This window comes from Micromonospora sp. WMMD730 (assembly GCF_049178955.1).
GTDB classification, from domain to species: Bacteria; Actinomycetota; Actinomycetes; order Mycobacteriales; family Micromonosporaceae; genus Micromonospora; species Micromonospora wenchangensis.
The window spans coordinates 3978833-4005441 of sequence record NZ_JBMHML010000002.1 but is presented as its reverse complement, the minus strand read 5'-3'; the positions used below and the strand labels follow the sequence as shown (position 1 = coordinate 4005441).

Sequence of the window (26609 nt, the reverse complement as noted above, 5' to 3'; positions counted from 1 at the left end):
ACCGCCGCCGGGCGCGGCGGGGGATGACCGGGCGGCGCGGCGCCCGGTCAGCGCGGTGACGCGGCAGCGGTGCAGGCCGGCGGGAGGTGGAACCAGCGCAACGCCTCCACACCGGCCGGCAGGCCGGTGGGTCCCTCGTCGACCTGGTCCCGGCGGCCGGCCAGGATCTCCCGCGCCTCGTGCAGGTAGCCGGCCAGGGCATCCTCCCCGGCCCGACGCCGGCGTGCCGCCGGCTGCTCCCCGCCGGTCACCAGCCGGGCCAGGTCGGCCAGGCCCACCGACCGGCCCGGCCCCCGGTGGTGCTGCCACAGGCCGGTACGGGCGTCGAAGCGGTAGTCGGCCAGCAGCCGGTGCCCCTGCCGGGCGACCAGGTCGACGGCGTCGATCAGGTAGTCGGCGACCTGGTCGGACAGGAAGTAGCCGAAGGTGATCCGGGTCCACCCCGGCTTGATCCCCTCGCACCCCCGGGCGATCTCCACCCGGAACGCCCGGGACCGTTCCTCGTCGATGCCGAGCAGGCGGTGCCCGTACGGGCCCGCGCAGGAGCACCCGCCCCGGGCCTGGATGCCGAACAGGTCGTTGAGCAGCGCCACGACGAAGTTGTGGTGCAGGTGACGGGCACCGTGGCGGATCTGCACCGACACGATGGGCAGCCGCCGCGCCCGGGGGTTGCCCAGGACCACGATCCCCGGGTTCGTCGACCAGCGGCGCAGCGCCCGCGACCACAGCCGCTCCTCACGGCCGGCGATGACGTCGGTGCCGACGGACTGCTTGAGGGCGAACACCAGGCCCGCCCGGATCGACTCGACGATCGCCGGCGTGCCACCCTCCTCCCGGGCCACCGGATCGTCGAGATACCGGTGCCCCACCGGGTCGACGAACGCCACGGTGCCGCCACCGGGCACCACCGGAACCCGGTTGCGCATCAGATCCCGCCGCACCACCAGCACGCCGGGGGTCTGCGGGCCGCCGACGAACTTGTGCGGCGACAGGAACACCGCGTCCTTGCCGTCCGCGGCGCCCGGCGTCGACTCGCCCATCCGGATCGGCACGTACGGGCCGGCGGCCGCGTAGTCCCAGCACGACAGCGCCCCGTGGGCGTGCAGCAACGCCGCGACCGTGTCGGTGTCGGACAGGATGCCGGTGACGTTCGAGGCGGCGGAGAAACTGCCGATCCGCAGCGGGCGGTCCGCGTACCGGACCAGGCGCTCGGCCAGCTCGGCCCGGTCGATGTGCCCGTCGGCGTCCGCGCCGATGACGACCACGTCGGCGTACGTCTCCCGCCACGGCAGCTCGTTGGAGTGGTGCTCGTAGGGGCCCACGAAGACCACCGGGCGCTGGTGCGGGGCGATGGCGTCCAGCAGGCAGTGGCGGCGCGTCGGCCCGTCGGGCAGCCGCAGTTCGAGCACGCCCACCAGCTTGTCGACCGCGGCCGTGGCCCCCGCACCGCAGAAGATCACCGCATGGTCGTCGGTGCCGCCGACGGCGTCGAGGATCGTCCGCCGGGCGTCCTCCCGCAGCCGCCCCGTCGCCCGGCCGGTGGCGGAACTCTCGGTGTGGGTGTTGGCGTAGCGGGGGAGCACCCAGTCCCGGACGGTGTCCTCCACGAAGTCCAGCGCCCGACCGGAGGCGGTGTAGTCGGCGTAGGTGATCCGGCGTGGCCCGTACGGGCCGTCCAGCACCTCGCCCTCGCCGATGACCCCGTCGCGGATCCGCGCCAGCAGCCGCTCTGTGTCGACCGTACCCATGTCGCGCTGCCTCCCCACGGCGATGGCGACGGGGCGGGTCGACGGGATGTCGGCGAGCGTCGGTTCCCCGACCGCTGTCCACAGTGTGCCCGACCGGCCGGTCCCGCCGCTCGCCGCCCGGTGTCCGGGGTCCGACGCCGCCACCCGGTCCGGGGCGGCACGGTGTCACCACCGGCGTCCGCCGGGTCGTCTGGTGCCCCCGCCCGTGCGGGTGCGACGATCTCCACCGGCCCTGCCGACGACCCGAGGAGGACGCGATGGCGACCGCTGCCGAGCTGGACGACTGCCGGCGGGTCGCCGAGGAGGCGGCCCGCCTCGGCGGCCGGGAACTGCTGCGGCGCTTCGGCGACCACGGCCGCGTCGACTACAAGACCGCCCCCACCGACCTGGTCAGCGAGGCGGACCGGGCCAGTGAGACGCGCATCGTCGAGCTGCTGCGTGCCCGCCGTCCCGGCGACGGCATCCTCGCCGAGGAGGGCAGCGACCACGTCGGCGACTCCGGGCTGCGCTGGGTCCTCGACCCCCTCGACGGCACCGTCAACTACGTCTCGGGGATACCGTTCTGGTGCGTCAGCATCGCCTGCGAGCAGCAGACCCCGCACGGCTGGCGGCCCGTCGTCGGGGTGGTCCACGACCCGGTCCACGACGAGACCTTCTGCGGCGTCCGGGGTGGCGGCGCGGCCCTGAACGGCACACCGCTGACCCGGCGCGCCGGTGTCACCCTCGGCGAGGTCGTCCTCGCCGCCGGCTACGCCTACGACGTCGCCCACCGCCGGGTGCAGGCGGCCGTGGTCACCGACCTGGCCGGTGACGTACGCGGGGTGCGGATGCTGGGCTCGACGGCGCTGGCGTTGGCCTGGATCGCGGCGGGCCGTTGCGACGCCTACGTCGAGGACCGCACGTTCCGCTGGGACTGGGCGGCCGGTCAGGTGATCGCCGTCGAGGCCGGCGTCGCGGTCGAGGTGAGCGGCAGCCGGGTGCTCGCCGCGCCGCCGGAGCTGATCGACGGCCTGCGTCCCCGGGTCGCGGCGCTGGGGTGACCCCGCACCGGCCGTGCCGACGGTCGGGGCGTCACCCGGCGCCGAGACAGACGAACGCCGCCGCCGTTGCCCCGGCGGTGCCGTCGCCGGAGGCGACGAAGGCCCGTTGGGCGTCGGCGAGCGCCTGCGCCGGTCGTAGCCCCGCCCGCATCCGTCGGTGCAGGTCGAGCATCAGCGCGGTGGTGGGGTCGGCCGGCACCGGCAGCACGGTGGCGACCAGGCACCGGGCGCCCAGTCCGAGCAGCACGGCGGTGAAACCCATGACCTCGTCGCCGGGGCGGACCCCGGTCAGCCCCGAGTCGCACGCGGACAGCACCACACAGCCGGGCGGACGGGTGACCCGCTCCCACTCGTAGGCGAACAGCGGTCCGTCGGCCAGCTCCAGGGTGGAGAACTGCGGATTGTCGGCGCGGAAGGTGCCGTGGGCGGCGATGTGGACCAGGCCGGCCCCGTCGAGCGCCGCGGTCAACGCGTCGGCGGTGGCGTCCGCGCCGGTGAGCAGGGTCGCCCCCGGCAGCACCTGCGCGAGCCTGCCCACCTCGGCCTGACCCGCCGGCAGGCGCGGCCCACAGGCCAGCACCGACGGCCCGGCCGAGGGTTCGCCGTCGTCCGCCCGCAGCCAGGCCGTGGCCGACGGGGCGACCGTCACGGCGCGACCGGCGCAGGTCGGCAGACCCGACCACGCCACCGCGTGCAGGGCCCCGACCGGCACGATCACCAGGGGACGGTCGCCGAGGTGCCGGCGCAGCGGATCGAAGAGCTGCCGGTCCAGTGCGGCGGCGGCGTGCCCGGCCCCGGCCCGCGCGGTCGCCGTGTCGCCGGTGGTGACCAGCCGGCGCAGCGCGAACCGGTGCCACCGGGTCAGGTGCACCGCCTCGGCCAGCGGACCGAGGTCGTGCAGGCTGGCCCGGCCGTCGCGGACCAGCACCGCGCGCAGCCGGTCGCCGTGGGCGACCAGCTCGACCAGCACCCGGGCACCGAGTCGGCCGGCGAGCACGCCCACCCCCGGCGGGTTCACCACACCGGTCCCACCGGGCACCCGGCGGGCCAGGTCCCGGATGCGCTGCTCCAGCCGCGCCTGCCGACCCCGCAGGGCGTGCGCCGGCCGGCCCGCCAGCACCTCGTCCTCCAGCAGGCTGCTGACGAGCCGCAGTTCGGTGAGCGCCGCGAACAGGTCCGGGTCGTCCGGGGGCAGCGCCGGACGCATCCGCAGGGTGTTGGCCCGCCAGCGTTCGGCCCAGGCCAGGGTGCGGGCCGGGGAGCCGGCCCGCACCGCGATGTCGAGGCCCTCGGCGGCCAGTTCCCGACCGTACGTGCCGCTGTGGGCGCGCAGCTCCGTGGCGCCGAGGGACGTGCGGTGCCGGTCCAGCACGGCCAGCCCCCGCCGCAGCGCCCGGGCCGCCCCGGCGTCGTCACCGGTGAGCCGACGCGAACGGGCCAGCGCGTACCAGCCCTGGGCGCGGCGGGAGGCGGTGCCCCGCCGGCGGGCCTGCGCGGCCACGTCGAGCAGGGTCACGGCCCGGTCGACCCGGCCCGAGGCGGCGGCCAGCAGGCCGGCTTCGAGGCGGGTGGTCAGCGCCGGCCCCGGCCACCCGGTGGCGTCGAGTTCGTCGGCCGTCCGCACCATCGCGGTGAGCAGGGCCGCCGTCCGGGTGCCCCGGCGGAACTCCGCGCGCAGTTCGACGTGCCGGGCGAAGGCGGCCCAGGTGCGCCGGCCCTGACGCCGGAACCTGACCCGGGCCTGGGCTGCGGCCGCGGTCGCGGTGTCCAGGTCGTCGGCGAGCAGCGCGGCGCGGGCCTGGGCCAGCAGCGCCTCGGCGAGGTCCGAGGCCATGCCCCGGCGGTGCAGTTCCCGTACCGCGGCGGCGGCCACCCCGACCGCCTCGTCGAGCAGCGGCACCGACAGCAGTAGCTCGAACCGGTCCAGCAGCAGCGCCGGACGCGGGACGGCGAGCCGGCGGTACTCCTCGTCGACGTCGGCGAAGCAGCGCAGCGCGACGGCGATCTCGCCGCGTTGCCCGGCGGCGATGCCGCTGTTCCACCGGGCGTCGGCCGCGGCGAGGTCGAGCCCGAGCCGGTGGAAGACCGCCGCCGCCCGGGAGAGGTCGTCGCCGGGGCCACCGGAGGAACCCCGGTGCGCGTTGAGCAGTCCCCGGTTGTTGCGGGCGCGCGCCTCCAGCAGCGGATCGTTCTCGCGTTGGGCGATGTCGATGGCGATGCCGTAGTCGCGCACCGCCTCGGCGTAGCGCCCGCGGTAGTGCAGCACCACCCCCCGCTGCATCCGGGCCCGGCCGGCGTCGGCACCGGTGAGCTGGGGCAGCGCGGCGGTCACCGCCCGCAGCGCGGCAGCGGTACGACCGGCGTTGGCCAGCACGTACCCGAGGCTCATCCGGGCCAGCGCCCGGGTACGCGGGGTGCCGGACACCCGTACCGCCCGGCGCAGGTGGCGCAGCGCGCCGGGCAGGTCGTTGAGTTCGCGCAGGGCCAGCCCGATGGCCCGCTCGGCGGTGGAGCGCTCGTCGTCGTCGGCGGTCTGGCTGGCGAGCACCCGCTGGGCGATGCTGATCGCCTCGGGTGGGTATCGCTGGACGGCGTCGAGCGCCGCCTGGGCCGCCGCGGCACCGCAACCGGTGCTGTCGGGCATGCCCTAGAGAGTCCACGACGAACAGCCGCGAGTCAACGTCGAGAATCCATCGCGGGAATGTCGTCAATGGGTGTCCTGCTCGGTTGCCCCTAATTGACAAGCGGCGATGGTGCGGAATAATTGGCGGTCGGGGAATTCACCGCGCCCGCCCTGGGTGGGCACGCTTCTTTCACAAGCATGGAGGATCCGTGCCGCCGTCTGACCACCCCACCGTGCCGGGTCCGGGCGGCCCACTGTCCCGACGGCGGATGCTGACGCTGTCCGCGCTGGCGGTGGCGGCGCCGTTCGGTGTGCTGCCGCGGCCGGCCCCGGCCGCCGCCGGCGACGCGGACGCCGCCGCCTACCAGAGGGCGTTCGAGGCCGCCCTGGCCGCCGACCAGAACGTACGCCGGTACACCGCCCCCGGCCGGGAGATCCTCTACCGCCCCCGGCAACTGCTCGCCGCCGACGCCGACGCCAAACGGGTCGCCACCTGGCTGCGCGCCCACGATTATCCGGCGACCGTCGGCGCCGGATTCGCCGGCGTCACCCGGCTGCTGTTCGACCGGGAGACCGACATCCCCGGCGTCGTGCGAAAACTGCGCGACCCCCAGCAGTGGCCCGGCCAACCGGTGCCGGCGGTGCAACCCCACCACGTGTTGCTCGGGCTGGGCAACATCATGGGGAACCCGGGCACCCCGCCCCGCCCCGCCCCGGCGCTGCCGCCCCCCGATCCGACCCGGCTCGGTGAGGGCGCCGGCGTCACCGTCGGCATCTGCGACACCGGGATCTGGCAGCAGGCCGGCGCGTGCCACCCGCAGTGGCTCGGCGGCGCGTACCTGCCGCAACTCGACGACGAGGACCCGCTCTACGTCCACACCGACGTGCTCGCCCCGCAGGGCGGGCACGGCACCTTCGTCGCGGGCGTGGTCCGGCAGGCGGCCCCGGGCGTACGCGTCGACCCGGAACTGGCCCTGGACCCGACCGGGGTGGGCGACGAGTCGACGGTGGTGGCCGCCCTGAGCCGGCTCGCGCCGCAGGTCGCCGTGTTCAACCTCTCGCTGGGCGGCTACACCCTGGACGATCAGCCGTCGCTGCCACTGGCCAACGCGGTGGCGGCGTTGCCGGCGACGAGCGCCGTGGTCGCGGCGGCCGGCAACGCCGGCACCAGCCGACCACTCTGGCCGGCCGCCCTGGACCGGGTGGTGGCGGTCGCGGCGGTCAGCCAGACGACCGGCGGCCCGGTGCCGGCGGCCGACAGCTGCTACGGGCCCTGGGTGGACGCCTGCGCCGTCGGCGAGCGGCACAGCACCTACGTCGAGGGGCAGCTCCCCCTGCCCGGCAGGCCGGCACGGCAGTTCCACGGGTTCGCCGTCTGGGCCGGCACCTCGTTCGCCACCGGGCACGTCTCCGGGCGGCTCGCCGCGATGATGACCGCCGGGGGCCTCAGCGCGGACGCGGCGCGTGCGAGCCTGCTCGCCGCCCCCCGCTGGCATCCCGACTACGGGGTGCTCGTCGGATGAGCCGCGTCGACGCCCCGGGCGGTGACCCGGCGACCGGTGCCAGCGCGACCAGCCTGCTGTCCGCCGCCGCCCGCGGCGACGAGTCGGCCTGGGCCGAGCTGGTCCGCCGGTACACCCCGATCGTGTACGCGGTCATCCGCGCCTACGACCTCAGCCGCTCCGACGCGGCCGACGTCAACCAGACCGTCTGGCTGCGCCTGGTGGAGCAGTTGGGTCGGGTACGCGAACCCGAGGCGCTACCGGGCTGGCTGGCCACCACGACCCGCCGGGAGTGCTACCGGCTGTCCCGGGTGAGCCGCCGCTCCCACCCCGTCGACCCGTACGACCAGACGCTGGAGCTCCAGCACGGGCTCTCCCGGGAGTTGGCCGCGATGGCACCCGCACCGGACGACGAGTTGCTGCGCGCGGAGCGCCGGCAGGCGTTGCGGGCGGGTTTCGTGCAGCTCCCGTCGCGCTGCCAGGCGTTGCTGTCGCTGCTGACGGCCGACCCGCCGGTGAGCTACCGGGAGGTCGCCGAACGGCTGGGCGTGCCGATCGGCAGCATCGGCCCGACCCAGGCACGATGCCTGCGTAGGCTGCGGGAGTGCCCGGCGATCGTCGAGTTTCTCGGAGCTTCCACCATCGGTACGAAACGGGGGTGAACCGGATGGAGCCGTGGCCGCCTGCGGATGACGAGGCGCTGACGACGGAGCTGGGTGCGGCCCTGTGGGACACCGGGCCGGTCTCGGAGGCGTACCTGAGCGCGGCCCTGGCCGCGTTCACCTGGCGGACCGCCGACGCGGAACTGGCCGTCGCCGAGCTGACGTTCGACTCGGCGGTCGACGCCGAGTTGGCCGGCATGACCCGTTCCGTGGCGTCCGCGCGGACGCTGTCGTTCCGGACCGGGTCGGTGCTGGTGGAGATCGAGGTGACCGACGCCGGGATCGTCGGCCAGCTCTCCCCGTCCGGTGGCGGGCGGGTCAGTGCCCGGACGGCCGCCGGCACCTACGACGAGGCGTCGGTGGACGCCGTGGGCTTCTTCTCGCTGGGTGTCCCACCACCGGGCCCGGTCCAGCTGTGCGCGCGCACCGTCGGGTACGCGGTGTCCACCGCCTGGGTCTGTCTGCGCTGACCTCGGTCCGGTGGCGGTGCGCCGCCCTCTCGACGGCGTCCGAGCGTGCCGTCGGCGTCCCGTGCCCGGTCGTGGCCGCGACCCACGACGGTGGGGCGCCGGCCGCTCGGCCCGCGCCCCACCGTCCTGCGGTGGTGACGGCGTTACCCCCGCTGCTCGCCCGCCAGCAGGTACTGCACCCCGCCGAGGTCGGCCCGTTCGGTGCCGTCCGCGTCGGGCCCGAACTGGGTCACGTTGAGCGCGGTCTCCTTGGCCAGGGTGGTGTCGGCCGAGAAGGACAGGGAGAACTCGATGCGCTCACCGGGCTTCAACAGCAGCCCGCTGATGCTGGCCCGCCCCGGATCGACGATCTCCAGTTCGGTCTTGCCGACCTGGCGGACTCCCGTGGCGACCTTGCCGGTGGCCTGCCAACGCTCGAACAGGGTCGGGCCGAGGTCGACGAAGACCCGGGCGCCCTGGGCCTGCTCGGCCGGCTGGGTGAAGACCAGGTCGTTCTTGGTCTCCGCGGCGGTCACGTTGCCGATGGCGAACGGCCGGACGACCCGGGGCCCGCCCGAGACGAGTCGGACCGAGTCGACGTTGCGCCAGGCGACGTTGTTGTTGTACTGGGTGTTGACGCTGGTGCTCGGCCCCTCGAAGGTCATCGGGTCGGTGGGCGAGACCCAGCGCGCCAGCAGGCAGAAGTGCCCCGGTCCGGGCACCCCGGTCCACGGGATCGTCACGGTGGTGACGCCCGGGTAGACGGGCACGCTGACCGCGCCGATCTGGGTCCAGTGGGTCGGCCAGGTGGCGCCGCCGCCCGGGGTCGTCCGGTAGACACGCAGCACCCCGTTGTCGATGCCCGAGCCGTACGGTCCGTTGTTGCGCAGCTTGATGAAGAGGTAGTTGGTGACCCCGACCCTCGGGTTCTGGCTGGTGGAGCACTCCACGGCCGTCGGGCAGACCTTGATGTCGGGGCTGGCCCACAGCGGGCTGTACGAGTGCGGCTGGATGCCGGTGTCGGCGGTGACGTCCTTCATGTAGACGTCGGTGCGGGCCGCCGCGGCGGCCTTGCCCTGCGGTGCCTCGCCGGGTGCCGCGGCGGCGGCGGTGACCGCCAGCAGCCCGGCCAGCGCCGCGCCCGTGAGGACGGCCAGCGTCGAGCGGCGGACGCGCTTTCCTACCTTGCCCATGACAGGTTTTCTCCCATCGGCGGGGGACGTCGAGTCCGGCGTGTTGCGATGCCGTGTCGACGCGATGACGTCGTTGAAGAGCCGTGAACGTGCCGGGAAATACCGTCGCGGGGTCGGCCGTCAGATGACGCCAGGACCGGCAAATAAGACACTCATCGATGTCTGACGCGCATGTGCCCCGGCACGGGTGCCACCGGAACGACACGGTCATCCGGGCGTGATCGCGACCACTGCCGGACGTAAGGGTGTACTAGGGTGCTCCCATGGATCTGAGTGACAGCGCCTCACCGGTGACAGCCACCCGGCACGGTCCAACGGAGGGCGACTCGTCGACACCGATCCGGCTCCGTGCGGCGAACATTCACAAGCGGTACGGCAAGAACCATGTCCTGAATGGCGTCGACCTGACGGTCCGTGCCGGCGAGGTGGTCGCCATTATCGGCGCCAATGGCTGCGGAAAGTCGACGCTCATGAGGATCTGCGCCGGTCTGGTCAGCCCGTCCAGTGGTGTGGTGGAGGTCGACGAGAGCATGGCCTACTGCCCTCAGCAGGCAGGACTCATGGGTTACCTGACCGCCGACGAGCATTTCGCGTTGTTCGGTGCCGGGCACGGAATGGGTCGGAGCGAGGCCCAGGCAACCGGCCGGCAGCTCGCGAAGAGCCTGGCCTGGGACGGCGGCATGGCAACGCAGGCCAGGCATCTCTCCGGCGGCACCCAGCAGAAACTCAACCTAATTCTCGCCGCGCTGACCGATCCCGACATCCTGCTGCTCGACGAGCCCTACCAGGGTTTCGACCGGGGCAGCTACATCGATTTCTGGGACTGGGTTCTGCAGCGCCGCGACGCCGGAAAGTCGACGCTCGTCATCACCCACATGCTGAATTCCCTCGATCGGGTCGACGCCGTTCTCGACCTCGGAGCGAAGGCGGCCGCCGACTCATGACCAAGCTGCTCACCGTCGCGGAGATGATGGGTCGGGATCTCGCCCGGCGGCGGGTGGCCCTCGCGCTGCTCGCATTCGTTCCCCTACTGTTCTACATGGCCCGGCACGACGGCAATCCCGAGAAGGCGATCCGCTTCGCCGGTCTCGGCCTGGCCTGGGCGGTGAGTACGGCCGGCCTCTTCCTGAGCAACACCACGAAAGCCGTGGAGCGGCGGCTGCGCCAGATCGGCTACCGGCCGGCGCACCTCTACCTCGGCACGCTCACCGCGCTGCTGGCCCTGGGTGCCGTACTCGCCACGGTCTACTGGGTGCTCATCTATCTCGACCAGGACAACCTGGCCCGGCCCGGCGCGGTCGCCATCGAGTTCGGGCTCACGGTGGTGGTCGCCGCCCCGCTGGGCCTGCTGATCAGCGCCGTCGCCCCCCACGATCTGGAGGGCACCCTCGTCCTGATCTCGATCACCGGATTGCAGTTCCTCGTCGAGCCGGACCAGAAACTCGGCAAGGCCCTGCCGTTCTGGTCGACCCAACAGGTCGGGACCTTCGGTCTCGACGGCGGCGACCCGGAGTACCTCCGCAAGGGCCTCCTGCACGGCGCCCTGTACTGCGTGGGCCTCATTCTGGTCACGGCGGTGCTGGCCAGCGTGCGGCTACGGCAGCGCAGGCACCTGCGGATCCGGGCGGCCGTCCGGTAGGAGCAGCCGGGCGGGTGTGGCGCGCCGCGCCCGCCCGGCGCTCACCCCACCTCCTGCAGGGCGAACGACACGTCGTTCGGCGGTGCGACCAGCAACGGCAGCCGTTCTGCGGGGGTGCGGGCCTGCCGGCGGCGTTGCTCCAGCTCGGCCATGCGTCGCATGCACGCGGCACGAGCGGGTGACCCGAAGCCGGTCTCCGGCGCCGCGGTCAGCGAGGCCGCCCAGGCCCGGTAGCGGTAGAGCGGCCGACGCAGGTTGCGGATGCGGTACAGCCAGGCGACCCGCAGTTGGAAGTCCGTGTCGGAACCGAAGGCCGCGGTGCCGTCGAAGCCGTTGAGCCGGGTGAAGACCTCCCGCCGGACGACCGTCGCCGGGTGCAGCGCGACCGTCTTACGGCCGAACCGGTGCACCAGGTTCCCGTTGCGCGGCATGTGCCGTACGCCCTGAGGGTTGCCCGACGCGTCGATGACGCGGTACCCGCAGCCGACGAGATCGGCCCGGCCCCGTTCGAGCACGGCCAGTTGACGGGCGAAGCGGTCGGGCTCGCTGACGTCGTCGGCGTCCTGGAAGCCGATGTACTTCGTGGACACCGATGCGACCACCGCGTTCTTCAGCCGCAGCGGCCCGACGTTGCGGGACGCGCGCAGCAGCGTGAGCCGTGGGTCGTCCCGCCAGGGTGCGAGCGCGGTGATCCAGTCGTCGTCCGGCGAGTGGTCGTCCGCGACCACGAGCCGCAGGTCCCGATGGGTCTGCCCGAGTACGGAGGCGACCGACTCCGGCAGGTAGGTGGCGCAGCGGAAGTGCGGCACGATGACGGTCAGCAGGGGTTGCCCACCCATCAGGCGCCGACCGGCATCGACTCGCTGCGTACCGCGTCGATGTGCGCCCGCAGCCCCTCCCGCAGGGAGACCGACGCGCGGAAGCCCAGCGCCTCGGCCGTGCGGGTGACGTCGGCGCGGGTGGACACCACGTCGCCCGCCCGGTGGGGCTCGACACGGACGTTCGCCGGGCGTCCCATCAGCTCACTGATCAGGTCGATGATCCCGGTGACCGAGATCTGCTCACCGGTGCCGACATTGCACACCCGGCTCGGACCCGGCGCGTCGACGGCCGCCGCCACGGCGCGTACCGCGTCCTTGACGAAGACGAAGTCGCGACGCTGCGAGCCGTCGCCGAAGACCCGGATCTCCCGGCCGTCGCGGACCGCGGAGATGATCCGGGAGATCAGCATGTCGGGTCGTTGCCGTGGGCCGTACACCGTGAAGAACCGCAGGGCCACACTGGTCAGCACGGAGGCGGGACGCGCCGCGTAGGCCAGCGCGAGGTGCTCGGCCGCCAGTTTGGTGACCGCGTACGGGGAGATCGGCGCGGGCGGTTGGTCCTCGTTCATCGCCCCGTCGCGCTGGTTGCCGTAGACGCTGGACGACGAGGCGATCACCAGTCGTCGTAGTCCGGTCTGCACCCCTGCCTCCAGGAGCCGCCGGGTGACGATCACGTTCGACTCGACGTAGTCGTCGAAGCGGTCCCACGAGGGCCGGACCCCGGGCAGCGCGGCGAGATGGACCACCGCGGACACCCCGTCGAGCAACGGACGGATGTCCGTGGTGCGCAGATCGGCGACGACGTGCCTGCCGGCCGCGCCGGCCGGCCGGGGCCGCAGGTCGACACCGATCACCGGCTGGCCACGGTCGGCCAGGTGCTCCACCAGGTGTCGCCCGATGAACCCGGCGGCACCGGTCACCAGCACCGTACGCCGTGGGTCGTGAACCGTCATTTCCGTGCCCTCCCTGGTCTGGGACGTGCCTGGCGGTGGACTCTCAGCTGCGCCGGACCGACAGCGTGTGGGCCAGGTCGGTCAGCGCCGTGCGCACCTGCGCGGCGATGGGCAGGGAGTCGAGCGCCGCCACCGCCTGCTCGGTGCGGGCGTGGATCATCTCTTCGACCGTCCGCAACGCGCCGGTGTCCCGCACGATGTGCCGCAGCCGCAGTGCCTCCCGCTCGCCGAGGCGCGGGTTGCCGTGCCACCGGGATATCTCGGCGGCCTGGGTGGCATCCGCCCGTTGCCTGGTCAGTGCCATGAGCACGGTGGACTTCCCGCTGCGCAGATCGCTCAGGGTCGACTTGCCGGTGACCGCGTCGTCGCCGAACACGCCGAGGATGTCGTCACGCAGCTGGAACGCCTCACCGATCGGAACACCGAACCGGGAGAGCCGGTCCACCTCCGCCCGGGGCGCGCCGGCCAGCATCGCGCCGATCTGCAGCGGACGCTCCACGGTGTACTTCGCCGACTTGTAGAGCAGGATCGTCAGGCAGTCGGCCAGGTCGGCCCGGACGGCCTCGCCACGGACGTCGAGATACTGCCCGAGCAGCACCTCGACGCGCATGCTCTGGAGCAGTCCGGCCGCCGCCGACACCCGCTCGGCAGGCAGGCCGCAACCGTGGAACGCCTCGTCGGACCAGGTCAGACAGAGGTCGCCCCAGAGGATCGCCGCGTTGCGACCGTAGTGTTCGGGGTCGCCGCGCCAACCGAGCCGGCGGTGCGCCTGGGCCATGGTGACGTGCATGGTCGGATTGCCCCGCCGGACGTCGCTGTCGTCCATGATGTCGTCGTGCACCAGGGCGAAGAGGTGGAACAGTTCCAGCGCCGTGGCGGCCATGATGATGCCGGGATCCTCGTCACCGCCGAACGCGCGCCAACCCAGGCAGCAGAACGTCGGCCGGGTGCGTTTGCCCCCGGCGAGTGCCAGGGCGCGTAGGGCGTCGACTCCGTCGCGCCACTCGGGGTTGGCGTTCATGTCCCGTCGGGCGGTCAGGAAACTGTCAATCGTGCGTTCCACCTCGACCCTGAGCGCGGGCCCGGGGAGGCCGGGCGCGCCTCGGGCGGTCTCGCTGGTGGCGGTCATCTGTCCCCCGTCCGGTCGCAGGCGATGTCGACGGCAGGTAACCGGTGTCCGGTCCCGCCGGGGTGAACGATCGCGCAGGCTGAATGCGGCAGAGCGGGGCCGACCCTCGATGTGAAGGGATCACGGTCAGTGACGGCCTGGGTGGGGTGGCCTGCGCTTACGTGACCCCTCGTGGCTGGCTGGGTATCCACTGTAGCCGATCGATGGGCATCCGGAACCCCCTACTTTGCTTATCCGCAATTTCCCGTGTGGGCGTTTTGTTCTTGTAGGGGGGTTGACTGGAGTCGATTTACCGTGGATTGTTGTGCGAGCGAAATTGACCGATCCGGATGGTGGGGGAGCGGTATGGAGCAGGTCGTGCTACTCGACCAGGATGGCCAAGTCGTTGGTGAGCAGGACAAATACGCCGTCCATGATGGAGGCACCCCGCTTCACCTAGCATTCTCTTGTTACGTGTTCAGCAATAGTGGGTATTTCTTGATGTCGCGCCGATCGTTGCGGAAAAAGACGTGGCCAGGTATATGGACCAACAGCTTCTGTGGCCATCCCGCCCCAGGTGAGGCGATGACCGACGCCGTTCACCGACGGGCATCCGCCGAGCTGGGCCTCACGCTGAGCAACCTTCGTCTGGTGCTGCCCCGTTTCCGCTACCGCGCCGAACTCGACGGTGTGGTCGAGAACGAGATGTGCCCGGTGTACGTGGCCCGCGCGGTGGGCGACCCGGTGCCGAACCCGGACGAGGTCGACCGGGTCGACTGGGTCGACTGGGACTCGTTCCGGGAGCGGGCCCGAACCGACCCGGCCCTGTCCCCGTGGTGCCGGTTGCAGGTCGACGAACTGGCGGGGCTCGGCCCCGTGCCGGGTGACTGGCCCACCGGCGACGCCGCCGAACTGCCTCCCGCAGCCAGGGTCGCGGTCGCCGGGCACGGCTGACCAGATGGCGTCTCACGAGCCGCGGACGGCTGCGACGAACTGGTCACGCTATGTGGCCTACGTCGGCGGCCACCGCCGCTGGTTCCTGCTCCTGGCCGCGCTCATCCCGCTCGACGTCGGCACCCAGTTGGTGGCGCCGCAGGTCGTACGCCGGTTCATCGACGCGGCGGTGGGCGGCCGGTCGCAGACCGAACTGGCCGGGTACGCCGTGGTCTTCGTGGCGCTCGCGGTCGTCCGGCAGGTGCTGTCGACAGGCACCGGCTGGGTCTCCGGCCGGGTCGCCTGGCGTACGACCAACGAGGTACGTCGTGACCTGCTCGCGCACGTCCTGCGGCAGGGGCCGACGTTCTTCCTCCGACACCCGCCCGGGGAACTGGTCGACCGGATGGACGGCGACGTCACCCGGTTGGCCAAGCTGCTGTCCGAACTGGTGCTCGACATCGCCGTCCAACTGCTGATGATCATCGGGATCGTCGTGGCGCTGTTCCTGCTCGACTGGCGGTACGGCGCGCTCTTCACCCCGCTCGCCCTGGTGATGCTGCTGCTCCTGCGGCGGCTGCTCGGCCGCGCGGTGCCGCTCATCGCCGACCGGCAACGGGCGGAGGCGGGCCTGCTCGGTTACCTCGAGGAGAACCTGACCGGGCGGGAGGACCTGAACGCCAACGGCGGGACGACCCACGCCCTTCAGACGGCCTGGGACCGGATCACGCACCACTACCGGCTCGCCCGGCGGGCCGCCCGCGCCACGGTCACCTGGCCGGCGGCCGTCCAGGTGCTCACCGCCGTCAACCTCTGCGCGGCACTGGCCACCGGTGTGTGGCTCAGCCAGAACCGGGGAGTCAGCGTCGGCACCGTCTTCGCCGGGCTGTCGTACGCGATCCTGCTGCGGATGCCCCTGGTCAGCATCACCTCGCGGTTCCAGGACGTGCAGAACGTCCTGGGCAGCGTCCGCCGCGTCGAGGAACTGTTCGGCGAGGCCCACATCGTCCCCGACGGCGGCGGCACCCTCGCGCCCGGACGCGGCTCGGTGAGCTTCACCGGCGTCACCTTCGCCTACGAGGACCGTCCGGTGCTGTCGGACGTCTCGTTCACGATCCCGGCCGGCCGACGGGTGGCGCTGGTCGGACGCAGTGGCGGCGGGAAGTCGACCATCCTGCGGATGCTGTTCCGTCAGTACGACCCGCAGGCCGGGACGGTGTCGGTCGGTGGGGTGGACGTCCGGCGGTTGGACGTCGGCGCGCTGCGCTCCCGCATCACGCTCGTCACCCAGGACGTGCACGTCATCGCCGGCACGCTGCGCGACAACCTGACCTTCTACGACGACCGGTGGCCCGACGAGCAACTGCTCCGCTCGGTGGAGGAGGTCGGCCTGGGTACCTGGTACGCCGCCCTGCCCGACGGCCTCGACACCCGGATCGGGCCGGGTGCAGCCGGGCTGTCGGCCGGTGAGGAGCAACTGCTCGCGCTTGCCCGCGCACTGCTGACCGACCCCGACATCGTGCTCCTCGACGAGCCGTCGGCCCGCCTGGACCCGCATGCGGAGCGGCGGCTGCGCCGCACGATGGAGCGGTTCATCGAGGGCCGTACGGCGCTGGTCATCGCCCACCGGCCCGAGACGCTCACCATCGTCGACGACGTGATGGTGGTCGAGGAAGGCCGGGTCGTGAGCCTGACGCCCCGCCCCGACCCGACCGACGGCACCGACGGGCCGGTCGACCAGCGGTTCTTCGTAGGGCGGTCCTGATGACCACGACGAGCGGCGGCCGGGCACGCCTGTTGTTGGCCGGTCGCGGACGCCGGTACGCCGTGCTCGCCGCCGTCTGGGCGGTGCTGCGCCTGGGCATGCTCGCCCTGGGACTGTTGATGCAGACGGCGTTCGACTCCCTCAGCGGCGAGTCGGCCGCCGGCCTGAACCTGTGGAGTGTCGTCGCCCTCGTCGCCGGCATCGAGGCCGCGCGCATCTCGCTGCAGTTCAGCACGGTCGTGCCCTGGCTCGAACCGCGCATGCAGTACCACACGGTCGGCGCGTTGCGGATGTCGCTGTTCGAGTCGCTGCTCGAACCGCCACCGCAGGCCGGAGGCGGCAGCGTGGGCGAGGCGGTCGCGACCGTCGGCACCGACGCCGCCGACGCCGGCTTCTTCGTGGTGTGGTCACCGATCAACATCGCCCGCTGGCTCTTCGCGGTCGCCGCGATCACCATCATGATGCGCATCGACGTGCTCATCACCCTGAGCATCCTCGGGCTCTTCGTGCTGATCGTGGCGCTGATGCGCCTGGTGCACGGGCGGATGGTGGCCTACCGCGAGCAGAGTCGCGCCCAGACCGCACGGGTCACCGAGGCGCTGCGCGAGGTGACGGGCGCGGCGCTGGGCGTACAGGCCGCGCGGGCCGAGGAGGCGGTCACCCGGCACCTCGACCGGCTCAACGCCGACCGGGCCAGGATCGCCATCGCCGAGGAACTCGCCGTCGCCGTGCAGCGCAGCACCCTGCTGAACGCCGCTCCGCTCGGCACCGGGATCGTGCTGCTGATCGCCGCGCCGGCCATCAGCAGCAACGAGCTGTCCATCGGCGACATGGTGCTGTTCACGTTCTACCTGCAACTGCTCGTCGACACGCTCGCCTCCCTCGGCGTGCTGACCGTCCAGTTGCAGCGCGTGCTCGTCGCGCTGCGCCGGATGACGGCGATCACGGGCGGTCGGCTGCAGCCCCGGCACGGGATGGACCTCGACCGCGGCCGACCCGGTGCGATGACGGGCGTCCCACCGCGGCAGCCGCCCCCGCCCCCCGCCCCGGGTCCGCCCACGATCACGGTCACGGACCTCACCGCCCGGCACGACGGCGCGGCCCACGGACTGGTCGGCGTCGGCTTCACGATGCCGGCCGGGCAACTGACGGTGGTGATGGGCCAGGTCGGCTCGGGCAAGACCACCCTGCTGCGCACCCTGCTCGGCCAGGTGCCGGGGGCGACCGGTGAGGTGCGCTGGGACGACGTCCCGCTGCCCGCCGACCGCCGCGCGGTGCTCGTGCCGCCCCGGTGCGCGTACACGCCGCAGGTGCCGCGACTGTTCACCGGCACGATCCGGGAGAACATCCTGCTCGGGCTGCCGGCGGACCGGCTGGCCGAGGCGGTGTCCCGGTCGGCGCTCGACGCCGACCTCACGACGATGCCCGACGGGCTCGACACGGTGATCGGGCCGCGCGGCCTACGCCTCTCCGGTGGCCAGGCACAACGGGTGGCCGTGGCGCGGATGCTCGTGCGCCGCACCCCGTTGGTGCTGTGCGACGACGTCTCCAGCGCCCTCGATCCCGAGACGAGCGACGCCCTGTGGGAGGGGATCCTCCGCGACGGCGGAAGCACGGTCCTCGCGGTGTCCCACCGGCCCGAGGTGCTCCGCCGGGCCGCCCTCGTCGTCGTCCTGCACGACGGCCGGCTGACGGCGGTCGGGGCCCCGGCGGACCTGCTCGACAGCTCCGACGAGATACGCCGGCTCTGGTCCGCCGTGGCCCACGACTGACCCCATGCGGAGGCACCGATGATCGAGCTAGTGACCCGCCCCGTCCGGTGGGCGATCCGGCGCGGCTACCAGCCCGCCGAGGGTGATCCACCGCCCACCGGGTGCCTCGTGGTCCGCCCCGGACCGACAGTCGTCCGGTCCGGAATCCCGGTCCGCGATGTCGCCGCGACGCTCGGCGACGGCTTCGCCGGTGGGCTGGCCCTGGTCCTGCCGACCTACGTGGGTCGCGCACCGCTGTCGAGCCACCGCGAGAGCGTCGAGGAACTCGTCAGCCAGCTCACCGACCTCCCCCCGACGGTCGCCGCCCGCCCGTTGGTGCTGGTCGTCGGCATGCAGTACCGCGACGACCAGCACGACGAGGCGGTCGAGCGGCTGCGCCGGCTCAGCGAGGTCGCCGCCTCCCCGGGCGGGCCGACCTTCGTCGGCATCGCGATGCCCCAGGCCGGGAAGAGCCGCATGCTCAACGCCGCCTTCGCCATGGCCACCGGCCTCGGCCTGGCCGGCGTGGCGTGGGTCGACGACGACGTCACGTTCAGCACCGGCTGTATCGGCCGGCTGTTCGAGGACTTCCTCGACCGTGGCGCCCGGGGCTCGGTCGGGGCGAGCAAGGTCCCCCAACCCAACCCGTACGCGGCGGCCCGGTTGCTGCACCGGGGCAAGGGGATCACCAAGACGCCGAAGTTCAGCTACCCGCACGGGTGCTGCATGGTGGTCGACGCCGACCTGGCCGCCCGGGGCATCCCCGACCGCTACACCTGCGAGGACGACTACTTCTGCTTCGCGCTGCTCGACCCACGCGACGAGAACCCGCTGCACCGTACGCACATCGTCGCGGACGCGGTGAGCTACCACCTGACCGGCGGCCCGGCGGGCGAGATCAGACAGCGCGTCAACCGTTCGCTGCTGACCGCGGCGGTGCTGATGGCCGACTTTCCCGCCGACGTCGCCGGGCGGTACTGGCGCATGTACTTCTACGGACTGTGGCCGCTGGCCCCCGCCGCCCGGGGCCAGGGTTTCCGCTTCGCGGCGAAGAAGTGGCTGCTCAAGTCGGTCCACTTCGGCTGGTTCTCGACGGTGGCGCTGGGGCTGGCCGTACGCGGCGTCGCCGGTCGGCCCCGACGCGAGATCCCCTGGTCGGCATACACGAAGCACGCCAAGCCAACGGCCTCGTCGGTCCCGTTGTCTCCCACGATCTCCGGAGGGGAACGCGCATGACAGACATTGCGAAATACATCAAACAGCGTGCACAGGGCAAAGGCGTCCTGAACGTGCTCAGCGGGGTGTCCCGCACCTACCTCAACGGCACCGGAACCAAGACGCTCAGCGACGCCGCCTGGCTCAAGCAGAAGTCCAGCCGTACGCCACCGCAGTTCAGCATGATCGCGATCGAGACGATGAGCGGCTGCAACTACCGCTGCTCGTTCTGCCCGATCGGCACCATCAAGATGCCGTCCGGCCGGATGTCGATGGAACTCTACGAGTCGCTGCTCGACCAGCTCGCCGACTTCACCGGCGTCATCCACCCGTACCTGTTCAACGAGCCGCTGCTGGACCGGCGGCTGCCCGAGATGGTGCGGATGGCCAAGGAGCGCACCAGAGCGTCGATCTCCATCCAGACCAACGGCTCCAAGCTCACCGAGGAGCTGGCCGACGAACTGACGAAGTACGCCACCGTCGTCGTCAACGACTACACCACCGACCTGTCGGTGCTGGAGAAGGTCCGCCGGTATCCGGCACGACCCGAGCTGGTGCTGGTCGACCGCGACCCGGACGCCACCCTCACCAACCGGGCCGGCAACGTGCTGGGGCGGCCGACCGTGCTGCTCAACCAGTTCTGCGTACGGCCGTTCAACGAGTTCTACATCACCCATGACGGCCGCGTCGTCCTGTGCTGCCAGGACTGGAGCGTGCAGGAGGTCATGGGCAACGTCAACGACAACACCATCGAGGAGATCTGGAACAACGAGAAGTACACCGCCCGCCGCGCGAGCCTGCTGCGAAAGGAGCGGACCGACCTATGCGCGAAGTGCGACTTTCCGGGAATCTGAGCACGGTCCCGGCTACCGCCCCGGTGCTGACGGCGCTGCGGGCGCAGGCCCCCGGGCTCCTGCACGTCGTTGACCCGTACAAGGTGCCGCTGGCCGAGGCGGTCGAGAAGGCACGGGCGATGGCCGATCTCGGTCATCCCGCGCTGCTGGTCGGCAGCACCGACAACCCCGCGTTCGACCAGCAGGTCGCCCCCTACGTCGCCGAGCTGCGCGAGCGGACCGACCTGCCGCTCATCCTGCACTTCCCGTCGATACCCGGGCGGGGCGCCCCGCTGTGTCCGGGCGCCGACGCCGTGCTCGTGCACGCGGTGCTGAACTCGGTGCGGTCCTTCTTCGTCACCGGTGGTCTGGCCGCCACCGCCCGCACCGCGACCGCGCTCGGGCAGGACGGACCCGAGCTGCTGCGCTCGGCGTCGTTCGCCTTCGGCACCGACGGCAAGACCCACGAGGCGGTCGGCGCCCGGCCGGCGGCCGAGGACGGCCTGGAACTGCCCCGGCTCGTGGCCGAGGTCGCCGCCGCCGACTTCGACCTCGCCTATCTGCTCTACCGGCACGGCCGGGTCCCCGACCGGGTCCTGCGTGCCTACCGGCGTGGCCTGGCACCCCAGCAGTTGCTCTTCGTCGGCGGCGGGGTCAGCTCGTACCGTCAGGTCCGCGAGTACCACGACTGCGGCGTCGACTGGGTCGTCGTCGGCAACGGCCTGGAGACCGCCGACTGGCGGGACACCCTGCGCGGCATGTCCGGCCGTCCGGGTGGACGGCCCGGCGGGGCGGGCGACCCCGCCGTCCCCCCGGGGATCGCCGCCGAGTTGCAGCGCGGGCTGCGCCGGCCCGTACGGTCCGATCCGGCCGGTCGGGCGGCGTACGCCACGAACGTCGGCCGGTTGCACCACCTGCTGCCGGCCGTGGTGACCCCGGTGACCTCGGCGGAGGAGGTCGCGCACGTCCTGCGGACCACCCGGGCGGCCGGCACACCCGTCGCGGTGCGGGGCAGTGGACACTCGTTCGGCCGGCAGGGCCTGTCCGACGGCGGGGTGCTGATCGTCGGCGAGCCGGGGGACCCCGCCGTCCGGGTGCTCGACGACGGCACCGCCGAGGTGTCCGCCCGGGCTCCCTGGTACGCCGCCGAGCTGGCCCTGAACGCCCAGGGACGCAGCATCCCGGTGCTGACCAACCACCTGACGGTCTCGATCGGCGGCACCCTGTCGGTCGGCGGCTACGGCGAGGGCACGATCACCCACGGCGGCCAGGTCGACCTGGTCGAGCGGTTCCGGCTGGTCCTGCCCGACGGGCAGCCGCGGTGGTGCTCGCCCACCGAGTCGCCGGAGCTGTTCCGCTACGGCATCGGCGCGCTCGGCACCCTGGGCGTGCTGGACCGGGTGGTGCTGCGCACGGTCGAGCACCAACGGCACACCACCATCGCCACGCAGCGGCATCCGTCCCTGACCGCCCTGGTGGCGGAGGTCGGTTGGCTGGCACAGGAGCAGCGGTCGCCGGTCGACCTCTTCTCCGCCCAGCACTACGAGGGAGGTTTCGTCGCCACGTACGGGATGCGCGGTGGTGGCCCGCTGCCGCAGCGACTGGCGGGGCGGGCCGAGACCCGGGTCGAGGCCGACTGGCCGCTGCGGTCCATGCGCGAGTCCCGGCGCAACCCGGCCGACCCGTCGGTGCACTTCATCTGGGCCGACTACTGCCTGTCGTTGCCGGCCGCGGCCGAGTTCGCCCGTTTCCTCGACGTCGAGATCCTGGCGAGCACCGGCTACCGGGAGGGCGGTGGCCGGCTGCTCATGCTCGGCGTGCACCGGCCGGAGCAGCGTCCGGGCGTGCCGTTCACCCCGGCGGCCGGTCTGCGGGGCCTGGCGCTCGGCTTCGGGCTGTACTTCGGCGTCCCGCGCGGGGACCGGCCCGCCGTCGACCGGGTGCAGGGCCTGCACCGTCGGGTGCTGGCGCAGTGCCTCGCGCTCGGCGGGCGGCCCTACCTCGCCGGCTGGTACGACCTGACCGAGGCGGACCTGCAGTCGATGTACGGCGACGACCTCACCACCCTGCGCCGGCTACGCCGGGAGCTGGACCCGCAGGGTCTGTTCAACCCGGGACTGCTGGCATGACACCGCGAGCGCGACGGAGGGAGTGGGCATGACCCGCAGCGTGCAGGTCATCTCGATGCGCACCTGGGGAGAGCTGGGGAACCTCCTGGCCGGCCGGACACTCGCCGCGACCCTGGCCGCCGGCCTCGACGACGTCGACGTCACCGTCGTCGAGGCCGAGACGATCTTCCCGCAGTTCGCCGAGGCCGGGGCCGCCATCCGTGAGCTGGTGGCGGCCCGACTGCCCGCCGACGAGGTCCGGGCCGGCTACCTGAGCCTGATGGCCGACTTCACCGGCCGGCTGCCGGGCGGCCTGGACGAAGACCCGGTGCCGGCGGCGACCGCCGACCGGCTGGCCGCCGTCGTCGAGCACTTCGCCACGACGAAGCCGGACCTGGTGATCGGCACCAAGGGGGTGATCTCCCGGCTGAGCCGTGCCGCGCTGCGGATCGCGGACCTGCCGACCCCGGTGGTCAACTACGTGACGAACGAGGGGCTGCTCCGGCTGCCGGTGCACCGGGCACCCCACCTGCCCGTCCACCTGGTGCAGTTCGACCGGGCCAGGGACTATCTCGTCCGCGAGCACGGCTACCGCCCCGAGCGGGTCGTACCGGTCGGCCGGTTGCTCGCGCAGGCCCAGGCCGCCCAGGTCTTCGAGGGTGCCGGTCAGGGCGGCCGCATCGGCGGCACCGACGCCGACGCCATGGAGTCGGCACTGGCCGAGGCGCGTACCCGGGTCCTGATCCTGTCCAACCGGGGCGGTCGGGAGTATCTCGCCGCCGTCGAGCGGATCGCCACCGCCCATCCGGACGCGGCGCTGGTCTTCATCGCGTACAACAATCCGGCGCTCGCCACCGAGGCCGCCGAGCTGCTGACCGAGTTGAAGGTGCCGGCCTGGCAGACCTTCGACCGGCTGGCGCAGGGCGACTACCTGCGGTATCTGTCCTGGCTGCACGCCGCCGACGCGCCACTGTTCATCTCCAAGACCGGACCGAACTCGATGCTGGAGGGGCTCTACTTCGGCATCCCGCAGCTACTGGTGCGCTCCGGCCTGCCGATGGAGGAGTGGGTCGGACCGTTCCTCGCCGAGCACGGCGTCGGCCAGGGCTTCGACCGGATGGAGGATCTGGTCGACGTCGCCGTGCGCTGGCTGGGCGGCCCCGACGAGCTGCCCCGACGCCGCCACCTGGCCACCACCCTGGCCCGTACGCTGCTCGACCCGGACCGGGCCCGGCGGCGCACCGTGGCCGCCGTCGCCGCGGTGCTCGACGGCGGGCCGGCGCGGATCGACGAGGAGGCCCCGTGCTCTCCGGAGTGAGCGGCCTGGACGACGAGTGGGCGGTCGCGCAGCGCGTCCTGCTGGAGCGGGTCACCGACCGGCTCGCCGGGACCGGAATGACGCCGCAGGGGCTGGAGTACGTCCGGCAGATGAAGGGCTATCCACGGATCCCCTACTTCGCCGCGCTCTGGGTGCCGGACGCGGCACTGCGGCAGGAGCTGGGCATCGCGATCTGCACCCACGCGATGGGGATCAAGCTCGTCGACGACCTGATGGACGGCGACCAGCCGATCCGGCCCTGGGACCAGATCCTCGGCATGTTCCTCACCCAGAGCAGCACGGCGACGTTCGGCGCCCACCACCGGCCGGCCGAGGTGCTGCGCGTCTTCGACGAGGACTACGGGGTGATCTGGCGGGAGCAGATCAACGAGGCGGAACGCCCGGCACACGACCTGGACAGCTGGATCCACTACGCCAGCATCAAGTCGGGTCGGATGATGATGTGCTACGCCTCCGCCGCCTGCCTCGCCGCCGACGTCGTGGACCGGCTGCCCGCCGCGCGCGCCTTCTGCGAGGCGTTCGGCGTCCTGTTCATGATCGGTGACGACATCCGCGACCACCGCGACCTCGGAGAGGCCGGTGGCAACCTGTGCCACCTGATCCGTAGCGGGCGGGTGAGCCGCGACGCGGCCGTCGCGGCAACCCGCTGGTGGCGCGCGGAGGCGCTGCGCGCCCTGGCGGAGTTCCCACCCGAGTTCCCGATCGCCGGCTTCATGGCCGACTTCGCCGACCGTCTGATCACCTTTCTTCTGGAGGACGACCGTGTTGACGTTTCCTGAGTTCAAGGCCGAGATGGACGCCAGTCAGGCGCGGGTGGTCCAGCGGTGTCTCACCGAACTCACCAGCCTGGGCATGTCCCGACAGGGGCTGGATTTCGTGCGCGACCTGCCCGGCTACCCGCGTACGCCGTACTACACGACGCTGTGGGTGCACGACCCGCAGGTGCGCGCCGACCTCGGCGCGGGGGTGTCGATCCACGCGGTCGGCGTGAAGCTGATCGACGACCTCATCGACGACGACCAGCCGCTCTCACCGCGCGACCAGATCTTCGGCGTGCAGTTGCTCTCGGTCGGCACGACGCTGCTGGCCAGCCACCAGCGCCCGGTCGAGGTGCTGAAGACCCTCGAGGACGACTACCGGGACATCTGGCGGCAGGAGATCGTCGAGGTCGCCGCGCCCCGGCCGACCACTGTCGAGTCGTGGATCGCGGCGGCCCGGATCAAGGCCGGGGTGATGCTCGCCAACTACGCCGCCGTCAACTGCCTCGCGGGCGGGGTTCCCGAGCTGGTGGGGCCGGCCCGGGAGTTCGGTGAGGCACTGGGCGTGCTCTACATGATCGGCGACGACGCGGTCGACTTCGACGAGATCCACGAGCGCGACGGGAACCTCGCCCACCTGGTCGCCTCGGGCGCGGTCGACCTCACCGACGTCGCCGCCGCGATCGACGAGTGGCGCGACCGGGCCGTCGCGGCGGTGCGGCAGGGCGACCCGGTGTGCGACCTGGTGCCGTTCTTCGACCACTTCGCGGTGAAGCTCAAGGGCCTGCTCAGCCGGCCGGCGGCGACCGTCTGATGACGCCGCACCAACCGCTCGCCCGGCTGCTCGCCGGGAAACTGGTGGGTCCGGCACCCGAGGGCTGTCAGCGGGACTTCAGCCGGCTGCACTGCCGGCAGCCACAGGCGGTCGTCTTCCCCGCAGGTGTCGCCGACGTGCAGGAGACGGTGCGGTACGCCCTCGCCGGCGGGCTGGCGGTCGTCGCACGGGGTAACGGGTGCAGCAGCAACGGGCAGAGCCTCACCGACAGCCTGCAACTGGACACCGCCGCGTTGGACCGGATCGAGCTTCTCGGGACGGCGACGGTGCGCGTCGAGTCGGGGGTGCGCTGGGGAACCCTGCACCGCTGGCTGCACGAGCACGGCCTCGCCCTGCCGGTGGTGACCAGCAACGAGCACGCCACGGTCGGCGGGACGCTGTCGGTCGGCGGGTTCGGGCCGACGTCGCCCTTCGTCGGCTCGGTCGTCGACCAGGTGACGGCGCTGGATGTCGTCACGGGTGACGGCACGCTCGTGCACGCGACCGCCGACGGTCCGCACCGGGAGTTGTTCCGGTACGCGCTCTGCGGCCTCGGCCAGGTGGCGGTGATCGTCCGGGCCGATCTGCGGGTGGTCCCGGCGGAACCGGCCGTCCTGGTCCGCCGGCTCGGTGGCGACGACCTCGCCACGGTGGCGGAGCAGGTGTGGGGCGACGAGCGGCTGCGGATCTGTCGCACGGTGTACTCCACCGCCGCCGGCCGGTGGAAGGTCGAGGTCGGCCGGGCGGCGGGTGACGCGGCGGCCGGGTCGGACGAGACCCTGGTCGCCGACTACCACCAGCGGCTGTTCGAGGCGGAGGCGGGATTCTCCGTCGGCATCGCCCGCGCCCAGGTCGCCGCGGGTCTGCTGGCCGACGACGCCGAGGCGCGTCGGCTGTGGAGCGACTTCTTCCTGCCGATGGAGAAGGCTGACGCCTTCTTCGCCGCCGTTCGCGACAGGTTCGCCGACCCCGCCGTGATCCCGGTGGTCAACGGCACGTTCCTGCGCCCCGGGGACCGGCCCCGGCCGCCGCTGAGCCCGCTGCCCGACGCCGACCGGGTACGCACGTTCGGCTTCTACTGCATCGTGCCCCCGGAACGGGTGGACGCCTACCGGGAGCACTTCGACGCGGCGGGGGCGCTCTGTCACGACCTCGGCGGCCGAGTCTACCTGCACGGCTACCACCGGGTGGAGCGGGACTTCTACCGGGCCCAGTTCGGTGGGCCGACCGTCGACAGGTGGCGGGAGGTGAAGCGCCGCTACGATCCGGGAACCGTGCTCGGCCCCCGGCTTCCGATCTGATCCGTCCCGTGGCCCGGCCCGCCGGCCCGCGTCCGCCCGCGCGGTGCCGGTTGG

Annotated in this window: 22 protein-coding genes; 16 read left to right on the top strand and 6 right to left on the bottom strand. The window is 72.7% G+C overall.

Annotation, left to right across the window (positions count from 1 at the left end; translation table 11 throughout):
• Positions 1–47: 47 nt before the first annotated feature.
• Positions 48–1748, bottom strand: coding sequence for an aminotransferase class V-fold PLP-dependent enzyme (locus ACN265_RS17525; RefSeq protein WP_421408567.1), 1701 nt, complete (start codon positions 1746–1748; stop codon positions 48–50).
• 257 nt (positions 1749–2005) lie between these two features.
• On the opposite strand from ACN265_RS17525, the gene ACN265_RS17520 reads away from it, so the two are divergent.
• Positions 2006–2788, top strand: coding sequence for an inositol monophosphatase family protein (locus ACN265_RS17520; protein WP_363654755.1), 783 nt, complete (start codon positions 2006–2008; stop codon positions 2786–2788).
• Positions 2789–2819: 31 nt separating this feature from the next.
• Here ACN265_RS17520 and ACN265_RS17515 read toward each other — a convergent pair whose 3' ends face one another.
• Positions 2820–5432: a CHAT domain-containing protein gene (locus ACN265_RS17515; RefSeq protein ID WP_204926694.1), complete on the bottom strand. Its 2613-nt coding sequence runs from the start codon at positions 5430–5432 to the stop codon at positions 2820–2822.
• A 188-nt stretch (positions 5433–5620) separates the two neighbouring features.
• Here ACN265_RS17515 and ACN265_RS17510 point away from each other — a divergent pair, with 188 nt between their 5' ends.
• Genes ACN265_RS17510 through ACN265_RS17500 form a run of 3 tightly spaced genes read left to right on the top strand, consistent with a single transcriptional unit; the run spans position 5621 to position 8045 of the window.
• Positions 5621–6934 (top strand): S8 family peptidase, encoded by a 1314-nt coding sequence (locus tag ACN265_RS17510; protein WP_421408566.1) that lies wholly within the window; start codon positions 5621–5623, stop codon positions 6932–6934.
• Positions 6931–7575, top strand: coding sequence for an RNA polymerase sigma factor (locus ACN265_RS17505; protein ID WP_420119697.1), 645 nt, complete (start codon positions 6931–6933; stop codon positions 7573–7575). Before ACN265_RS17510 ends, ACN265_RS17505 begins: the two co-directional genes overlap by 4 nt.
• Positions 7576–7580: 5 nt before the next feature.
• Positions 7581–8045 carry a hypothetical protein gene (locus tag ACN265_RS17500; RefSeq protein WP_204926693.1) on the top strand — a complete coding sequence of 155 codons (465 nt, stop codon included), beginning with the start codon at positions 7581–7583 and terminating at the stop codon, positions 8043–8045.
• Between the two features lie 143 nt (positions 8046–8188).
• Here the strand turns inward: ACN265_RS17500 and ACN265_RS17495 are convergent, their stop codons facing one another.
• A complete protein-coding gene (locus ACN265_RS17495) occupies positions 8189–9217 on the bottom strand; it encodes a hypothetical protein (protein ID WP_420119696.1) in 1029 nt (342 codons plus the stop codon).
• Positions 9218–9480: 263 nt separating this feature from the next.
• Between ACN265_RS17495 and ACN265_RS17490 the strand changes: the two genes are divergently transcribed.
• Positions 9481–10161: an ABC transporter ATP-binding protein gene (locus tag ACN265_RS17490; protein WP_204926691.1), complete on the top strand. Its 681-nt coding sequence runs from the start codon at positions 9481–9483 to the stop codon at positions 10159–10161.
• Entirely contained in the window at positions 10158–10856 is a 699-nt protein-coding gene (locus ACN265_RS17485) for a hypothetical protein (protein WP_204926690.1), read from the top strand. Before ACN265_RS17490 ends, ACN265_RS17485 begins: the two co-directional genes overlap by 4 nt.
• A gap of 41 nt (positions 10857–10897) precedes the next feature.
• On the opposite strand, the gene ACN265_RS17480 is transcribed toward ACN265_RS17485, so the two are convergent.
• From ACN265_RS17480 to ACN265_RS17470, 3 genes are read right to left on the bottom strand one after another with little or no spacing between them, the layout of a single operon-like run.
• Positions 10898–11695 (bottom strand): glycosyltransferase family 2 protein, encoded by a 798-nt coding sequence (locus ACN265_RS17480; protein ID WP_204926689.1) that lies wholly within the window; start codon positions 11693–11695, stop codon positions 10898–10900.
• Positions 11695–12630, bottom strand: coding sequence for an NAD-dependent epimerase/dehydratase family protein (locus ACN265_RS17475; protein ID WP_204926688.1), 936 nt, complete (start codon positions 12628–12630; stop codon positions 11695–11697). The genes ACN265_RS17480 and ACN265_RS17475 overlap by 1 nt, the downstream gene beginning before the upstream one ends.
• Positions 12631–12673: 43 nt before the next feature.
• Positions 12674–13759, bottom strand: coding sequence for a polyprenyl synthetase family protein (locus ACN265_RS17470; protein ID WP_420119694.1), 1086 nt, complete (start codon positions 13757–13759; stop codon positions 12674–12676).
• Between the two features lie 345 nt (positions 13760–14104).
• Between ACN265_RS17470 and idi the strand changes: the two genes are divergently transcribed.
• The 10 genes from idi to ACN265_RS17420 are packed head-to-tail and all read left to right on the top strand — an operon-like array spanning position 14105 to position 26555.
• Positions 14105–14692 (top strand): isopentenyl-diphosphate Delta-isomerase, encoded by a 588-nt coding sequence (gene idi, locus ACN265_RS17465; protein ID WP_421408565.1) that lies wholly within the window; start codon positions 14105–14107, stop codon positions 14690–14692.
• A gap of 4 nt (positions 14693–14696) precedes the next feature.
• Positions 14697–16436: an ABC transporter ATP-binding protein gene (locus ACN265_RS17460; protein ID WP_357930912.1), complete on the top strand. Its 1740-nt coding sequence runs from the start codon at positions 14697–14699 to the stop codon at positions 16434–16436.
• Positions 16436–18208 carry an ATP-binding cassette domain-containing protein gene (locus ACN265_RS17455; RefSeq protein ID WP_204926684.1) on the top strand — a complete coding sequence of 591 codons (1773 nt, stop codon included), beginning with the start codon at positions 16436–16438 and terminating at the stop codon, positions 18206–18208. Before ACN265_RS17460 ends, ACN265_RS17455 begins: the two co-directional genes overlap by 1 nt.
• 18 nt (positions 18209–18226) lie before the next feature.
• Positions 18227–19423 carry a glycosyltransferase gene (locus ACN265_RS17450; RefSeq protein ID WP_421408564.1) on the top strand — a complete coding sequence of 399 codons (1197 nt, stop codon included), beginning with the start codon at positions 18227–18229 and terminating at the stop codon, positions 19421–19423.
• Entirely contained in the window at positions 19420–20256 is an 837-nt protein-coding gene (locus tag ACN265_RS17445; RefSeq protein ID WP_204926682.1) for a radical SAM/SPASM domain-containing protein, read from the top strand. Before ACN265_RS17450 ends, ACN265_RS17445 begins: the two co-directional genes overlap by 4 nt.
• Complete coding sequence (locus tag ACN265_RS17440; RefSeq protein ID WP_421408563.1) at positions 20226–22364, top strand: geranylgeranylglyceryl/heptaprenylglyceryl phosphate synthase; 2139 nt, start codon at positions 20226–20228, stop codon at positions 22362–22364. Before ACN265_RS17445 ends, ACN265_RS17440 begins: the two co-directional genes overlap by 31 nt.
• 28 nt (positions 22365–22392) lie before the next feature.
• Positions 22393–23661, top strand: a complete 1269-nt coding sequence (locus tag ACN265_RS17435; RefSeq protein WP_421408562.1) for a hypothetical protein — start codon at positions 22393–22395, stop codon at positions 23659–23661.
• Positions 23646–24461, top strand: a complete 816-nt coding sequence (locus ACN265_RS17430; protein ID WP_420119688.1) for a hypothetical protein — start codon at positions 23646–23648, stop codon at positions 24459–24461. The genes ACN265_RS17435 and ACN265_RS17430 overlap by 16 nt, the downstream gene beginning before the upstream one ends.
• Positions 24445–25254, top strand: coding sequence for a hypothetical protein (locus tag ACN265_RS17425; RefSeq protein ID WP_421408561.1), 810 nt, complete (start codon positions 24445–24447; stop codon positions 25252–25254). The genes ACN265_RS17430 and ACN265_RS17425 overlap by 17 nt, the downstream gene beginning before the upstream one ends.
• Positions 25254–26555, top strand: coding sequence for an FAD-binding oxidoreductase (locus ACN265_RS17420; protein WP_421408560.1), 1302 nt, complete (start codon positions 25254–25256; stop codon positions 26553–26555). The genes ACN265_RS17425 and ACN265_RS17420 overlap by 1 nt, the downstream gene beginning before the upstream one ends.
• The last annotated feature ends 54 nt before the right edge of the window (positions 26556–26609 follow it).